This is a genomic window from Ruegeria sp. BG11, assembly GCF_056538565.1.
Genome location: NZ_JBQFTH010000013.1, coordinates 59,061 through 72,020, shown reverse-complemented (window position 1 = coordinate 72,020; position 12,960 = coordinate 59,061). Strand labels below are relative to the sequence as shown.

Genomic DNA, 12,960 nt, shown 5'->3' with positions numbered 1-12,960 from the left:
CTGTTTATTCTTCCGCTGCAGCTTCTTCAGCCGGTGCAGCAGCTGCTTCGGCAGCTTCCGCAGCCTTTGCAGCTTTCTCTTCCGCGCGCTCTTGGGCTTTCTTGCCCGGAGTACCCTTGTTCGGGTTGTTGCGCTCGGCTTTGTCACGAGTGCCGGCAGCTTCCAACATGCGTGCGATACGGTCGGTAGGCTGAGCGCCCTGATCCAGCCAGTACTGGATGCGCTCCATGTTCATTTTCACGCGCTCTTCGCTGTCTTTCGGCAGCAGCGGGTTGTAGGTACCGAGTTTCTCGATGAAACGGCCGTCACGGGGCATGCGGCTGTCAGCAGCTACGATGCGGTAGAAAGGACGTTTTTTCGAGCCGCCGCGGGCGAGACGAATTTTCATTGCCATGGTGGTATCTCCTTTAGATGGCGTGTGCCGGGAATTGCCCGGTCAATTCTGGTGTTTGTTGAACCGGAGGTTCACTCTTGATGTTTCCGGTGGTGTCGGATGACTTCCTGAATGATGAAATTCAGAAAAGCCTTGGCGAAATCGGGGTCCAGATCGGCCTCTTTCGACAGGTCTTCTAGCCGTGCGATCTGCGCGGCTTCGCGCGTGGGATCGGACGGGGGAAGGTCGTGTTCGGCCTTGAGCTTGCCAACGGCCTGCGTGTGCTTGAACCGCTCGCCCAACGTATAGACAAGGATCGCGTCCAGCCGGTCGATGCTTTCGCGATGCTCTTTCAGCAGCGTCGCAGCTTGTGTCACGGGGTTTGTCATTGGCCGATCCTTTCGGAGGTCAAAGCAGTTTTAGAAACGGTGATACGCGGGTGACGCCACATCTGGGCTTTCTTGCCCAGCAGCTCGGCCTCGCGCTCATAGGTGGCGCCAAGACGCTCGGCCAAAGCGCGCGAGCGGTCATTTGCATGGGCGATATAGGACATCACACTGTTCAGGCCTTGGTGCTGGGCAGCGTAGTGACGCGCGGCTTGTGCGGCCTCAAAGCCCAGACCTTTGCCTTCTGCCTGCTCCATCAGGGTCCAGCCCAATTCCGGCTCATCCCAGCCCGGAGCAAAGATCATACCCGCCCAACCAACGAACGCGCCGCTCGTTTTTTCGGTTAGATGCCACAGGCCAAAGCCATTGAGCGCCCAATGACCCAGCCGTTTGGCCAGCGAGTCCCAGCTGCCCAATTCATCCTTCGGACCTCCGACCATGTAGCTACGTTCTGTTTTGAAGAACGCGGTCATCGCGGGCAGGTCGTCCTGATGCGGTGCGCGCAGGATCAGACGGTCGGTTTCGACAGTGGGGATTGTGAAAGAGGTCATGCATAGGCCTCCATTCCACCATTCACCAGATCCGCCGGGGCAGGGTGGCGCCAGATTTCCGAGGTCCCATACTTGGGATGCTCGTAATTGTATTCGAACTGTGCGCCCAAACGTTTGGCAACGGCGATGCTAGCGTGATTTTCGGGGTCAATCAGTGAGATCGCAGTATCCCAACCCAGAACATCATAGGCATAGCTGCGCGCTGCAAACCCGGCCTCAGTCGCGTATCCCTTGCCAGTGGCGTGGTTCAGCAGCGTCCAGCCAACCTCGGGTTCAGGCCAGCCTTCGGGGCACCATAGACCGACACGACCAAGATATTCGCCGGTGCTTTTTTCATCGACGCTCCAGTATCCGTAGCCGCGTAACGACCAATGGCCCAGCAGAGCAGCGATCACACGCCACACCTCATCCCGGCGCATCTGACCGCCGACATACTTCGCAGCTTCGCTGGCGAAGAACGCGGTGTCGGCGTCAAGATCAGCCTCGGACGGCGCGCGCAGGATCAGGCGCTCGGTCTCAAGCTGGGGGATATGAGGCGTGAGGGCAGTCATCTACTTCTTTTTGCCAAACCCGCTGAGGCCCTGAGGCAGGCCCATGCCACCGCCCAGTCCGGGCAGACCACCGGGCATCTTACCGCCCATGGCCTTGGCTGCCTGTTCCAGCGCCTTGGGGTCCATGCCTGCAGCCATATCCTCGGGCGAGGGGCCGCCTTTGCCGAACATGCCCTTCATGGCCTGTTTCAGCATCTTGCCTTTGCCCATCTTGCCCATCTTCTTCATCATGTCCGACATCTGCCGGTGCATCTTGAGCAGTTTGTTGAGGTCGCTGACCTCCATACCCGAACCCGCTGCAATCCGTTTCTTACGGCTGGCCTGCAGCAGCTGCGGGTTGGCGCGTTCGCGTTTGGTCATCGACTGGATCATGGCGATCTGCTGGCGCAGAATCTTGTCGTCGAGACCAGCCTGATCCATCTGCTTGGCCATCTTGCCCATGCCCGGCATCATACCCATCATGCCCTGCATGCCGCCCATCTGGATCATCTGTTCCAGCTGCATTTTTAGGTCATTCATGTTGAACTGACCTTTGACCATGCGCTTCATCATGCGCTCGGTCTGTTCCATCTCCATCGTTTCCTGGGCCTTTTCGACCAGGGCAACGATGTCGCCCATGCCCAGAATACGACCGGCGATCCGGTCCGGCTCGAAAGTTTCGAGCGCATCCATCTTTTCGCCCAGACCGACAAAACGGATCGGCTTGCCGGTAACCGCGCGCATCGACAACGCCGCGCCGCCGCGCCCGTCACCGTCCATCCGGGTCAGAACCACGCCCGAGATGCCGACCTTGGCGTCGAACTCCTCGGCGACTTCAACCGCGACCTGACCGGTCAGGCCGTCAACCACCAACAGGGTTTCGCGTGGGTCAACCACATTGCGGACCTGCTCAACCTCGTCCATCAGGACTTCGTCAATGTGCAGACGGCCCGCGGTGTCGAGCATGTAGACGTCATAGCCGCCCAGTGTCGCCTGCTGCTTGGCGCGTTTGGCGATGTCGACGGGCGACTGGCCCGGAACGATCGGCAATGTATCGACACCGACCTGAGTCCCCAGAACGGCTAGCTGATCCATCGCTGCGGGGCGATAGACGTCGAGCGAGGCCATCAGGACCTTCTTGCCCTCTTTCTCTTTCAGCCGTTTGGCGAGCTTACCGGTGGTCGTAGTTTTACCCGAGCCCTGCAGACCGACCATTAGGATCGGGGCAGGCGGGTTGTCGATCTTCAGCTTGCCGGGGTCTTCTTCGCCACGCAGAGTTTCGACCAGCGCGTCGTGCACGATCTTGACGACCTGCTGGCCGGGCGTGATCGACTTGGTCACCGCCTGACCGGTCGCCTGTTCCTGCACCTTCTTGACGAACGCGCGTGCCACGGGCAGCGAGACGTCGGCCTCAAGCAGGGCAACGCGAACCTCGCGCAGGGCGGTTTTGACGTCTTCCTCGGACAGCGCACCTTGTTTGGTCAGCCGGTCAAAGACGCCAGAAAGGCGTTCGGATAGATTTTCAAACATGCCTTCGGCCTCCTTAGCCGGTTATCTGATGGCCCTTCCTAGGTAGGAAACACCGGTTAAATACACAATTGCCCCCACGGGCGAAACTCGCTGGTGGGGGGCGATCCCTGAACGACTCAAGGGACCGGAAGGTCATACGCTTCCGGATGTTTGGATGCGGCTTTAGGCGGATTGGCTGTCAGAGTCAACCTTGTGCGCCGGAAGCCAGCCATTGACCGCATCGACCATCCGCTGTGCGCCGCCTCCGCTTACATAGGCTTCGACAATCGGGTGACGGCCAGCACTCATGCCTTTTTCCAGAATCAAAACGGGGCGATGCATCTTGGACGAGGTTCCTTTACGGCTCGAGGTGGTGGTCTCCACCTCGGCATGGGAGAGGTTCGACAGATCATGTTCCACGGTGTCATAACCAAAGATCGATTGGCGACGGATCACGATGCTGTTTGTGCGACGGTCGAGTATGACCTGCACGCGTCGCACAAAGACGCAGAAGGCGCCAAAGCCCAAACCGCCACCGACCAGGGCAAAGAAAATGCCAAAAAAGATACCCTCACCCCCTTCGGTGGCCATGAAGAGGCCTGCGCCGACGAAACAGAGGATGAAGACAACCAGCATTATGCCAATCAGCCAGGGTGTATTGGATAGGATCAACTGGTTCGGGGTGTTGAGCGTGACTTTCATGGCGGCACGCTAGCATCGAATTCTGGGTCTGTCGTGGCTTGAATTTGCCCGCGCGTTGCGCGATGAGCGCGTCAAACAGGAGGCTTTCATGGACGCATCATCCGCTTATCAAGATACATTGCCGCTCAGTTCTGATGCGTTGTTGGCGCAGTTGGATGATTGGGGGTTGGCGTATCGGCTGCATTCTCATGTGCCACTGCGCACAGTTGAGGATGCGAAGGCAGTTGAGGGCCAGTTCATGGTGCCGGGCGAGAATGCGTTGCGGTTGAAGAACCTGTATCTGCGCGACAAGAAAAAGCGCAACTATCTGGTGACGCTTGAACAGAGCCGCGAGATTGACCTCAAAGCGCTGGGCGCTGAATTGGGGATCGGTAACCTGTCTTTCGGCTTGGCGGATCGCTTGTTGGAGAACCTCGGCATCCGTCCGGGTGCAGTCAGCCCGCTGGCGATGATCAACGGGGTACAGAATAACGTGCGGTTCTTCATGGACGCAGCGGCGCAGCAGGCCGATGCGATCTACATGCACCCGCTGGTCAATGACCGAACCGTCGCGATGAAGCAGTCCGATTTGATGGCGTTCTTCGATCGGATCGGATGCGACGTGACCTGGCTGCCGTAATCACTCCTCCAACGCTTGTTTCAGCGCAGCGGCGACATGGGCCGCCGACGGATTGATGAACAAATGTCCATCGGCTTCGAACACCGGGTCGTCCAGATGGTTGGGGAAAGCCAGCGGCAGTTCCGTACAAGCCAGTAGGATGGCCGTGCCCGGTTCTGCATGCTTGTTACAAAAGGCCAGCAGCCGGTCATGAGCGGATTCTGACGCACCGCCATAAAACTCACTGTCGATCATGGCCTGCATCTCGGCGATTTCGGCTTCGGGCAGACGATCATTCGCGGCGATGCCCTCATCGGCCAATCTGTCTGCGTAGTTGGTCGCCTGCATCGTCACGGTTGTGCCCAAAACCAGCGCCCGTGACGCGCCTGTTGACGCGGTGACCTCGGCCGTCGCGTCGAAGATGCTGAGAATGGGCATCGACACGCCCTGCCGGATCGCATGAAGACGTGCGTGTGGAGTGTTTGAGGCGATGATCCCAAAATCACATCCCCCATTCTCCAAGGTCAGAAGCGCTTCGCGAAACACTGCGTCGAATGCGGCCCAACTGGCCTCATCGCCGGCCACTCCGCGTAAGACACGTGTTTTGGCTTGCGTGACGGACTCGATTGTCATCGGCGGGATAGGTAGGGGGGACTCGTGTCCACGCGCTGCGAAGTGGCGGCTCGCCCCTTCGGAAATCGCACGGTAGTAATCCACCGTCGAGGCCCAGCCGACGCCCCCAAGAATTCCGATCTTTTTCATGACAAACGCCCAATCCGCAGAAAGCTAATGCTGCGCAGATTGGACGTTTCGCTTTGCTTTGGCCAGAGCCTGATCAGGCTGCCAGTTCACCAATGGCTTTGTGGGCATTTTTTACCGACGAGTCGGCATCGATGGCCAATTGATCTGCAGCTACGACGTCGACGTCAGTGATGCCGATGAAGCCTAGAACATGTTTGGCGTAGTTGGTTGCAAAGTCGATTTCAGATCCGACCGCCGTGCCACCTGATGCGATTGCCAGAACGGCGCGTTTGCCTTCAAGCAGACCTTTGGGGCCGTTTTCGGTGTAAGAGAATGTCAGACCGGCTCGGGCAACCAGATCAATCCACGCCTTGAACGCCGCCGGGACCGAGAAGTTGTAGATCGGTAGGCCGATCACGATGGTATCGGCGCGTTGCAGTTCGTTCACCAGTTCGTCGGACAGGGCCAGTTGATCGCGCTGAACGGCATCGCGTTGGTCTGCCGGGGTGAAGTTAGCGGCGATCCAGTCCTCGGTCAGTAGGGGCAGGGGGCTAGCCAGATCGCGGCGGATGATGCGTTCCGCGCCAAGATGCTGGACGACGCGATGCGACAGGTCGCGGGTTGCTGATCCGTTGCGGCGGGCCGAGGCGTCGATATGCAGGATTGTTTTGGTCATGATGTCCTCATTGGGGAATTTTCGCTCTGCTTCCAATATGAGCATTGCGCTGACGAACAAAACTCGGCTAAGTCAACATTGAGTGTTTGAAATTGCACATTATGAGGTCGTGATGGACAATTGGGACGAAGTCAGAACCGCGTATCAGGTGGCCCGTATGGGAACGGTCAGCGGCGCGGCCGAGGTTCTGGGCGTGCATCATGCGACGGTCATTCGCCATATCGACGCCATCGAGGCGCGTCTGGGCGTGAAGCTGTTCCAGCGTCATGCGCGGGGGTACACCCCGACCGAGGCGGGTGAGGACCTGTTGCGCGTGGCCCAAGCAACCGAAGATCAATTCAACCAGCTGGTCGGTCGCATGAAGGGGCGCGGCGATGATGTCTCGGGCGAGTTGGTCGTGACCTCTCTGGCGTCGCTGGCCCCTCTGGTCGTGCCGACATTGACCGAGTTTCAGAGGTCACATCCGGGCCTGATCGTTCGCTATCTGACCGGGGATCGTCTGTTCCGACTGGAATATGGTGAGGCACATGTGGCCATTCGTGCCGGTGCCGCACCCGATCAACCAGACAACGTGGTACAGCCCTTTGTCGCGCAGGAAGTCGGGCTCTACGCTAGCAAGGATTATATCGCGCGGCGCGGCAAACCTTCGGGCGTCGAGGATTTTGGCAACCACGCCTTTGTCGGAAATGACGACGAAAACAGCCGCGCGCCGTTTTCTCGCTGGCTGCGTGCGAATGCACCGGTTGAGGCAATGACCTTCTTGTGTTCCAACAACTTCACCTGTGGCGAAGCGGTTCTGGCCGGGGCAGGCATTGGCTTCATGGCCCGGTGGGAAGCTGCGCGCCATCCTGAACTCGAAGAAGTCATGGAGCCGCTGCCGGAATGGTCCGGTAAACTGTGGCTGGTGACCCATGTTGACCTGCATCGCACGACCAAGGTGCAGTCTTTCCTGCAATTCCTGAAAGACCAGTCCAAGGGCTGGCTGCCATGAGTCCACAAGCGCGTGGCCATCTGGCCATGCTGGTCTTCTCGGCCCTGGTCGCAGGCAGTTTCTCGTTGGGTTCGATCATCGCCAATGAGATCGCCCCGGCGGCGCTGAATGCGGTGAGGTTCGGGATAGCAGCAGGTGTGATCGGCCTTGCCGCATTGGCCACCACCGGTTTGCCACGCAGCGCGGCGCAGGCGCCTTGGCGGTATCTTGTGCTTGGCGGGCTGTTCGCCACCTATTTCGTGCTAATGTTCTACGGGCTGCAAACCGCCCCACCGGTCAGCGCGGCTGCGGTGTTCACCTTGACGCCCGTCATCGCCGCCTTCGCCGGGTGGGCGCTGTTGCGTCAGGTCACAACACCCCGGATGGCACTGGCTTTAGTGGTCGGTGCGGCAGGCGCGCTTTGGGTGATTTTTCGCGCGGATTGGCAGGCTTTCCGGGCGTTCTCGATCGGAGGGGGCGAGATCATCTATTTCTGGGGCTGTGTCGCCCATGCGATCTACACCCCGATGGTGCGCAAACTGAACCGGGGCGAGCCGGCTGTAGTGTTCACCTTCGGCACGCTTGTCGCAGGGTGCCTGTTACTGACCGGCTTTGGCTGGCGCGATATCCTTGCAACCGACTGGGCCAACCTTCCGGGTATCGTCTGGCTGGGCCTGCTCTACCTGTCCTTCTTTGCGACAGCTGTCAGTTTCGTGCTGGTGCAGTTCGCCGCTTTGCGCCTGCCCTCGGCCAAGGTGATGGCTTATACCTATCTTGTCCCAAGCTGGGTGATCTTGTGGGAGATCGCGCTGGGCAACGGCGTCCCGACGGGCCTTATTCTGGGTGGGGTCGGGCTGACCATCCTCGCGCTTCTCATGCTGTTGAAAGACGAAGCGCCTGCTCGGCAAACAGCGCCGGAATGACTCTTGTGCCTGATCCCAGCTGTGGCAGATTTGGCCTATTCTGCGAAAGGAACGCAAAAATGACCCGAGTTTTCGTGATTGGAACGGCCCTTTTCCTCTGTGCCTGTGCCCCAACCGTCTCTGAACAAAAGGGATCAGATCTGCAGGCCAGTTGCGAGGCGCTGGTCTCGGCGGAAACAGGTGTGGCATCTGGCAATGTTCAGGCGACCTCAACGCAGTCAGAGGCAACGGGAACGGTCGTGAGCGTCTCTGTGGCGGGTGCTGAAGCCCCCTGGATTTGTCGGGCGGATGTGACCGGTGTGATTACCGATGTAGAGTACAGTCAGGAGGGGTAAACCGGCCCTTTTAAAGGGGTTGAGCCAGATCAAGGCCGCAAGTTGCCGTGTCCTCTAGTCTCAAACCCGGAGAGAGGAGGACATCATGTACAATCACATCATGATCCCTGTCGACTTGCATATGCCGCCTGAGGTCCAGAAGGCAACTGCAGTCGCGGCTGAAATCGCCAAATGGCAGAGCGCCAAGGTTACCCTCGTCAGCGTGACGGGTATGCAGCCTGGTGAAGCCTTGCAAACAGATGAGGCGATTGCCGAAAGCCTATCCGCGCTGGCAGACGAGATCGGCAAACTAAGTGGCACCGTGGTTGAGACGCGCAATATCCACTCTGTCGATGTGGCCGCTGAAGTGGATGGGGATCTTGCGAAAGCCGCCGAAGAGATTGGCGCGGATCTGATCGTTGTTGGCACACATGCCCCGCGGATCACAGACTACATCTTCACGAGCCACGCCGGGAAACTGGCGCAGCATTCAAAAATGTCGGTCTTCGTGGTCAGATGACTTAGGGGTCGTCTCCCGACGGTAGCTCGACTTCCAAGAACCGTTCGAACGCGTCCAGATTGACGGGTTCGAACTGCCCGAAGCCCTGCATCCAGACCGAGGCCGCGCGCAGGGCGTCCGGCTCAAGCTTGCACCATTTTACCCGCCCGCGTTTTTCCTGGCTGATCAGCCCGGCCCGGGTCAGAATGACCAGATGTTTCGAGATCGCGGCCAGAGACATCTCGAACGGTTCGGCCACATCCGTGACGGCCATGTCATCCTCCAGCAGCATCGCAAGGATGGTGCGGCGGGTCGGATCGGCCAAAGCGGCAAAAACAGTATCGAGATCGCTAGACATGTCACGTTCCTAATACGCAGGAACCGGTTTGACAATTTGCAGCCCATTGCGATGCTGCGCCGTGACTTGCAAATGGGTGTCTCAATGCCGCTGAAATACTGGCTGGTGATCTGTATCCTCGGCATCGGCTGGGGCATGTCCTTCATGTTCAACGTCATTTTGCTGCGCGAACTCGGGCCGCTGTCCGTCTCCATGGGACGGGTCGGGTTCGGAGCACTGGGGTGCTGGATTTACGTGATTGGTGCCCGTTTGAACGTACACCTGTCAGTCAAGCGCGCGATTACTTTGCTAGGGTTCGGTGCGCTCAGCTATTCCGCACCTTTCGCGTTCTACGCACTGGGCCAGCAGTATATTGGTGCTGGTGTCACCGGTATCGTAAATGCAACGACGCCTACTTTTGCGGTCATCGTTTCACATTTCTGGCCGGGTGGTGAGCGGGCAACCTTCTTGAAGTCTTTGGGCGTGGTCAGTGGGTTTGCGGGCATTGTCGTGCTGTCGCTGCCTGTTCTGTATTCCGGGGCCAACTCCCAGTTCTGGGCCATTCTACTGATCCTACTGGCTCCGGTCTGCTATGCTTTCTCGCTCAACTTTGCGCGCGCGTTTCGGGACATGCAGCCGGTCGTGCTGGTGGCCGTGGCTCTGACCGGAGCAACACTGGCAATCACTCCGCTGGCCCTCTGGCAAGAGGGGTTGCCCCATGTCACCCGGGTTGAAACCTGGGCGTCTCTGCTGATGATCGGATTTGTCCTGACCTCGGCGGCGTTCATCGTGTTTTATTGGTTGCTGCCCAAGGTGGGTCCGACGAACATTTCAACCGCTACCCTCATCGCGCCGGTCTCGGCGTTGGTGCTGGGAACGTGGGTGTTACAAGAGGCTTTGCGCCCCGAGCATATGCTTGGTATGGCTGCGATCCTTGTCGGGCTTTTGCTGATCGATGGGCGCATTGTTCGGCGGATGCGCCAAGGCGCGGAAGTTAAAGATCAACCAAAGGGTTGAATATGGCATTTTAGGTAGATTGCCTGACTTTGGCCTTTGCCTGTGCAGTTGAGCGATTTTGGATAGGTGATTTAATTATTTAAAAACAATGCATTAACCTGCGTCAATTCGGGCGCGCAAGCCCGTTGACTCTGCGCCCCTTGACCCTTAGCACCTAGCCTCAAGACTGTACGAGGGAAACGCCCGTGACCGATGACGACCAAAAGCAGCGTATGGCGCAGCTTGAGGCCAAGATTGACGCGGCGAAAAAGGCGAAACAGCCAAAACCCCGTGCAGATGCTGACGTATCCGGAGGCGAGCTTGCCTGGAGGATGGTCATCGAAATGGTATCCGGTCTGGGAATCGGATTTGGTATCGGATACGGGCTGGACAGCCTGCTCGGGACAATCCCGATCTTTCTGGTGCTGTTCACATTGCTGGGCCTTGTCGCGGGCGTGAAGGTTATGCTCCGCAGCGCGAAAGAGGCCCAAGAGAAACAAATGGCGGCGACGGCCGCCGAGAAGGACGAGAGGGACTGAACGTGGCAACTGAGACCACCGCAGCAGAAGGCAGCAGCCTGGTATTCCACCCAATGGATCAGTTCATCGTCAAACCGCTGTTTGGCGACGGCGCTGTTGGCATGTTCACCATCACCAACGTGACTCTGTGGCTGTTCTTTGCAATCGTCGCGGTTGTTCTGCTGCTGGTTCTGCCCACATCGAAGCGCGCAATCGTTCCGACGCGTACGCAGTCGATCGCAGAGCTGACCTACGGCTTCGTCTACAAGATGCTGGAAGACATCTGCGGCAAGGAAGGCGTTAAGTTCTTCCCTTATGTCATGACCCTGTTCATGTTCATTGTCTGCGCCAACTTCCTGGGCCTGATCCCGACCTCGTTCACCACAACTTCGCATTTCGCGGTTACCATCCCGCTGGCACTGGCTGTGTTCCTGACCGTGACCGTTCTGGGTTTCGTCAAAAACGGTGCTGCGTTCCTGGGTCTGTTCTGGGTGTCCAGCGCGCCTCTGGCCCTGCGCCCGATCCTGGCGATCATCGAGCTGATCTCGTATTTCGTACGCCCTGTCAGCCACTCCATTCGTCTTGCCGGTAACGTCATGGCTGGCCACGCGGTGATCAAGGTTTTCGCAGGCTTCGCTGCGGTTGCCGTGATTTCGCCCGTGTCCGTTCTGGCGATCACCGCAATGTATGGTCTCGAGGTCCTGGTGGCCTTCATTCAGGCCTACGTTTTCACCATTCTGACCTGTGTTTATCTGAAAGATGCGCTGCATCCGTCGCACTAAGGTCCGAACACCCAACATCGAAACTTCCAATTCGTAAGGAGATACATCATGGAAGGCGATCTCGCACACATCGGCGCAGGCCTGGCAGCAATCGGTTCCGGCGCAGCCGCAATCGGGGTGGGCAACGTAGCAGGCAACTTCCTGGCCGGCGCCCTGCGCAACCCTTCGGCGGCTGCTTCGCAGACCGCAACCCTCTTCATCGGTATCGCGTTCGCAGAAGCCCTGGGGATCTTCGCATTCCTGGTCTCGCTTCTGCTGATGTTCGCCGTATAATCTGCGGAACCTGATCCTTACGCGCAGGTGGGCCCAAGCCATAGCGGCCCACCTGTTGTAAAGACACGTTTCTGACGGAGGATATCATGGCGACTGAACCCCTTACTAAAGAGGTAGCTGGCTCGTGCGTCGACTCCTATGGCTCTGCCATCGGGATGCCGCAGCTCTGCTTCGATTGGTTCCCCAACCAGATTTTCTGGCTGGTCATTACGCTGGTCGTCATCTTTCTGGTCCTGTCTCGCGTGGCTCTGCCTCGCATCGCGGCAATCCTGGCTGAACGTCAGGGGACCATTACAAATGACCTGGCTGCGGCCGAAGATCTGAAGGCCAAGGCGGTCGAGGCCGAAGAGGCCTACAACAAGGCGCTGGCCGATGCCCGTTCTGAGGCTCAGCGTATCGCAGCGGAAGCCCGCGCCGAAATCCAGTCTGGTCTGGATGACGCGATTGCCAAAGCGGATGCGGAAATCGCTGCAAAGGCGGCTGAATCGGAGAAGGCAATTGCCGATATCCGTGCCGGTGCGCTGGAAAGCATTCAAGTGGTTGCCAAGGATACGGCGGCTGAACTGGTGACCGCACTGGGCGGCGAGGCAGATGCCAAAGCCATCGACAGTGCCGTTGACGCGCAGATGAAAGGATAAGTGACATGCGGAACACTCTTGCACTTATCCTGACCTTCGGCGCAGCCAGCCCCGCATTGGCAGCCAAAGGCCCGTTTTTCTCGCTGGGTAACACTGACTTTGTCGTTCTTCTGGGCTTCATCGTCTTCATCGCGGTTCTGTTCTACTTCAAGGTCCCCGGCTTGATCGGTGGCGCCCTGGACAACCGTGCCGAGGGCATCAAGTCCGAGCTGGACGAAGCTCGCGCCTTGCATGAAGAAGCGCGCAGCCTGCTGGCCTCGTATGAGCGTAAGCAGCGTGAAGTGCAGACGCAGGCAGATGCCATCGTGGCTGCGGCCAAGGACGATGCGGCTCTGGCAGCGGAACAGGCCAAGGTCGATCTGGAAAAATCTATCGCACGCCGTTTGGCGGCCGCGCAGGATCAGATCGCTTCGGCTGAGGCTTCGGCCGTGAAGGAAGTTCGCGATCAGGCGATCTCGGTTGCGGTATCTGCAGCCAGCGCGGTTCTGGCGAAACAGATGACTGCGGCGCAGGCCAACAAGTTGATCGACGCGTCGATCGCAGATGTAGGCACTAAGCTACATTAAACACCGTTTTCAGTGTTTGATTTCAGGACCCGAGAGCTTCCCGCTCTCGGGTTTTTCCAATATTCCGGGGCCATGCGA

General features: G+C 58.6%; 20 protein-coding genes. 11 read left to right on the top strand and 9 right to left on the bottom strand.

From position 1 onward, the window contains the following. Positions 1 to 4 precede the first annotated feature (4 nt). From rpsP to ACR0JF_RS19410, 6 genes are all read right to left on the bottom strand, one after another. On the bottom strand, positions 5 to 394 hold the full coding sequence (rpsP, locus tag ACR0JF_RS19435; protein ID WP_170350323.1) for a 30S ribosomal protein S16: 390 nt from the start codon (positions 392 to 394) through the stop codon (positions 5 to 7). A gap of 71 nt (positions 395 to 465) precedes the next feature. Continuing rightward, positions 466 to 762: a chorismate mutase gene (locus ACR0JF_RS19430; RefSeq protein WP_170662464.1), complete on the bottom strand. Its 297-nt coding sequence runs from the start codon at positions 760 to 762 to the stop codon at positions 466 to 468. Beyond that, positions 759 to 1,310: a GNAT family N-acetyltransferase gene (locus tag ACR0JF_RS19425; RefSeq protein WP_170662466.1), complete on the bottom strand. Its 552-nt coding sequence runs from the start codon at positions 1,308 to 1,310 to the stop codon at positions 759 to 761. Before ACR0JF_RS19425 ends, ACR0JF_RS19430 begins: the two co-directional genes overlap by 4 nt. Continuing rightward, entirely contained in the window at positions 1,307 to 1,861 is a 555-nt protein-coding gene (locus ACR0JF_RS19420; protein WP_170662468.1) for a GNAT family N-acetyltransferase, read from the bottom strand. The genes ACR0JF_RS19425 and ACR0JF_RS19420 overlap by 4 nt, the downstream gene beginning before the upstream one ends. Further along, on the bottom strand, positions 1,862 to 3,370 hold the full coding sequence (gene ffh, locus ACR0JF_RS19415; protein WP_170474255.1) for a signal recognition particle protein: 1,509 nt from the start codon (positions 3,368 to 3,370) through the stop codon (positions 1,862 to 1,864). A 162-nt stretch (positions 3,371 to 3,532) separates the two neighbouring features. Next, complete coding sequence (locus ACR0JF_RS19410; protein WP_170662470.1) at positions 3,533 to 4,051, bottom strand: hypothetical protein; 519 nt, start codon at positions 4,049 to 4,051, stop codon at positions 3,533 to 3,535. 88 nt (positions 4,052 to 4,139) lie between these two features. Between ACR0JF_RS19410 and ACR0JF_RS19405 the strand changes: the two genes are divergently transcribed. Next, on the top strand, positions 4,140 to 4,670 hold the full coding sequence (locus ACR0JF_RS19405; RefSeq protein ID WP_170662472.1) for a prolyl-tRNA synthetase associated domain-containing protein: 531 nt from the start codon (positions 4,140 to 4,142) through the stop codon (positions 4,668 to 4,670). Here the strand turns inward: ACR0JF_RS19405 and ACR0JF_RS19400 are convergent, their stop codons facing one another. Further along, on the bottom strand, positions 4,671 to 5,411 hold the full coding sequence (locus tag ACR0JF_RS19400) for an aspartate/glutamate racemase family protein (RefSeq protein ID WP_170662474.1): 741 nt from the start codon (positions 5,409 to 5,411) through the stop codon (positions 4,671 to 4,673). Positions 5,412 to 5,484: 73 nt separating this feature from the next. After that, positions 5,485 to 6,066, bottom strand: coding sequence for an NAD(P)H-dependent oxidoreductase (locus tag ACR0JF_RS19395; RefSeq protein ID WP_170662476.1), 582 nt, complete (start codon positions 6,064 to 6,066; stop codon positions 5,485 to 5,487). A gap of 112 nt (positions 6,067 to 6,178) precedes the next feature. Between ACR0JF_RS19395 and ACR0JF_RS19390 the strand changes: the two genes are divergently transcribed. The 4 genes from ACR0JF_RS19390 (at position 6,179) to ACR0JF_RS19375 (ending at position 8,793) form a co-directional block, all read left to right on the top strand. Further along, on the top strand, positions 6,179 to 7,057 hold the full coding sequence (locus tag ACR0JF_RS19390; RefSeq protein ID WP_170556355.1) for a LysR family transcriptional regulator: 879 nt from the start codon (positions 6,179 to 6,181) through the stop codon (positions 7,055 to 7,057). Continuing rightward, a complete protein-coding gene (locus ACR0JF_RS19385; RefSeq protein ID WP_170662478.1) occupies positions 7,054 to 7,959 on the top strand; it encodes a DMT family transporter in 906 nt (301 codons plus the stop codon). Before ACR0JF_RS19390 ends, ACR0JF_RS19385 begins: the two co-directional genes overlap by 4 nt. Before the next feature lie 59 nt (positions 7,960 to 8,018). Further along, positions 8,019 to 8,294: a hypothetical protein gene (locus ACR0JF_RS19380; protein WP_170380485.1), complete on the top strand. Its 276-nt coding sequence runs from the start codon at positions 8,019 to 8,021 to the stop codon at positions 8,292 to 8,294. An 85-nt stretch (positions 8,295 to 8,379) separates the two neighbouring features. Beyond that, a complete protein-coding gene (locus ACR0JF_RS19375) occupies positions 8,380 to 8,793 on the top strand; it encodes a universal stress protein (RefSeq protein WP_170662480.1) in 414 nt (137 codons plus the stop codon). Position 8,794: 1 nt separating this feature from the next. On the opposite strand, the gene ACR0JF_RS19370 is transcribed toward ACR0JF_RS19375, so the two are convergent. Then, complete coding sequence (locus ACR0JF_RS19370; RefSeq protein ID WP_170641466.1) at positions 8,795 to 9,130, bottom strand: ArsR/SmtB family transcription factor; 336 nt, start codon at positions 9,128 to 9,130, stop codon at positions 8,795 to 8,797. Positions 9,131 to 9,214: 84 nt separating this feature from the next. On the opposite strand from ACR0JF_RS19370, the gene ACR0JF_RS19365 reads away from it, so the two are divergent. The 6 genes from ACR0JF_RS19365 to ACR0JF_RS19340 all read left to right on the top strand — a co-directional run bounded on the left by ACR0JF_RS19365 (position 9,215) and on the right by ACR0JF_RS19340 (position 12,882). Continuing rightward, positions 9,215 to 10,126, top strand: a complete 912-nt coding sequence (locus ACR0JF_RS19365) for a DMT family transporter (protein ID WP_170662589.1) — start codon at positions 9,215 to 9,217, stop codon at positions 10,124 to 10,126. A gap of 185 nt (positions 10,127 to 10,311) precedes the next feature. Further along, the gene (locus tag ACR0JF_RS19360; protein ID WP_170380482.1) at positions 10,312 to 10,644 is read left to right on the top strand and encodes an AtpZ/AtpI family protein; all 333 of its coding nucleotides are present in this window, start codon (positions 10,312 to 10,314) and stop codon (positions 10,642 to 10,644) included. A 2-nt stretch (positions 10,645 to 10,646) separates the two neighbouring features. After that, a complete protein-coding gene (locus ACR0JF_RS19355; protein WP_170662482.1) occupies positions 10,647 to 11,405 on the top strand; it encodes a F0F1 ATP synthase subunit A in 759 nt (252 codons plus the stop codon). Positions 11,406 to 11,453: 48 nt separating this feature from the next. Next, entirely contained in the window at positions 11,454 to 11,678 is a 225-nt protein-coding gene (locus ACR0JF_RS19350; protein WP_005981269.1) for a F0F1 ATP synthase subunit C, read from the top strand. Positions 11,679 to 11,764: 86 nt separating this feature from the next. Next, the gene (locus tag ACR0JF_RS19345) at positions 11,765 to 12,316 is read left to right on the top strand and encodes a F0F1 ATP synthase subunit B' (RefSeq protein WP_170463175.1); all 552 of its coding nucleotides are present in this window, start codon (positions 11,765 to 11,767) and stop codon (positions 12,314 to 12,316) included. 5 nt (positions 12,317 to 12,321) lie between these two features. After that, the gene (locus tag ACR0JF_RS19340; protein ID WP_170662484.1) at positions 12,322 to 12,882 is read left to right on the top strand and encodes a F0F1 ATP synthase subunit B; all 561 of its coding nucleotides are present in this window, start codon (positions 12,322 to 12,324) and stop codon (positions 12,880 to 12,882) included. The last annotated feature ends 78 nt before the right edge of the window (positions 12,883 to 12,960 follow it).

Coding starts and splice junctions, on each gene's coding strand:
- ACR0JF_RS19375 (WP_170662480.1), top strand. CDS start 8,380: ATGTACAATCACATCATGATCCCTGTCGACTTGCATATGCCGCCTGAG.
- ACR0JF_RS19365 (WP_170662589.1), top strand. CDS start 9,215: ATGCCGCTGAAATACTGGCTGGTGATCTGTATCCTCGGCATCGGCTGG.
- ACR0JF_RS19340 (WP_170662484.1), top strand. CDS start 12,322: ATGCGGAACACTCTTGCACTTATCCTGACCTTCGGCGCAGCCAGCCCC.
- ACR0JF_RS19410 (WP_170662470.1), bottom strand. CDS start 4,051: ATGAAAGTCACGCTCAACACCCCGAACCAGTTGATCCTATCCAATACA.
- ACR0JF_RS19370 (WP_170641466.1), bottom strand. CDS start 9,130: ATGTCTAGCGATCTCGATACTGTTTTTGCCGCTTTGGCCGATCCGACC.
- ACR0JF_RS19395 (WP_170662476.1), bottom strand. CDS start 6,066: ATGACCAAAACAATCCTGCATATCGACGCCTCGGCCCGCCGCAACGGA.
- ffh (WP_170474255.1), bottom strand. CDS start 3,370: ATGTTTGAAAATCTATCCGAACGCCTTTCTGGCGTCTTTGACCGGCTG.
- ACR0JF_RS19405 (WP_170662472.1), top strand. CDS start 4,140: ATGGACGCATCATCCGCTTATCAAGATACATTGCCGCTCAGTTCTGAT.
- ACR0JF_RS19425 (WP_170662466.1), bottom strand. CDS start 1,310: ATGACCTCTTTCACAATCCCCACTGTCGAAACCGACCGTCTGATCCTG.
- ACR0JF_RS19400 (WP_170662474.1), bottom strand. CDS start 5,411: ATGAAAAAGATCGGAATTCTTGGGGGCGTCGGCTGGGCCTCGACGGTG.
- ACR0JF_RS19420 (WP_170662468.1), bottom strand. CDS start 1,861: ATGACTGCCCTCACGCCTCATATCCCCCAGCTTGAGACCGAGCGCCTG.
- ACR0JF_RS19385 (WP_170662478.1), top strand. CDS start 7,054: ATGAGTCCACAAGCGCGTGGCCATCTGGCCATGCTGGTCTTCTCGGCC.
- ACR0JF_RS19350 (WP_005981269.1), top strand. CDS start 11,454: ATGGAAGGCGATCTCGCACACATCGGCGCAGGCCTGGCAGCAATCGGT.
- rpsP (WP_170350323.1), bottom strand. CDS start 394: ATGGCAATGAAAATTCGTCTCGCCCGCGGCGGCTCGAAAAAACGTCCT.
- ACR0JF_RS19380 (WP_170380485.1), top strand. CDS start 8,019: ATGACCCGAGTTTTCGTGATTGGAACGGCCCTTTTCCTCTGTGCCTGT.
- ACR0JF_RS19430 (WP_170662464.1), bottom strand. CDS start 762: ATGACAAACCCCGTGACACAAGCTGCGACGCTGCTGAAAGAGCATCGC.
- ACR0JF_RS19345 (WP_170463175.1), top strand. CDS start 11,765: ATGGCGACTGAACCCCTTACTAAAGAGGTAGCTGGCTCGTGCGTCGAC.
- ACR0JF_RS19390 (WP_170556355.1), top strand. CDS start 6,179: ATGGACAATTGGGACGAAGTCAGAACCGCGTATCAGGTGGCCCGTATG.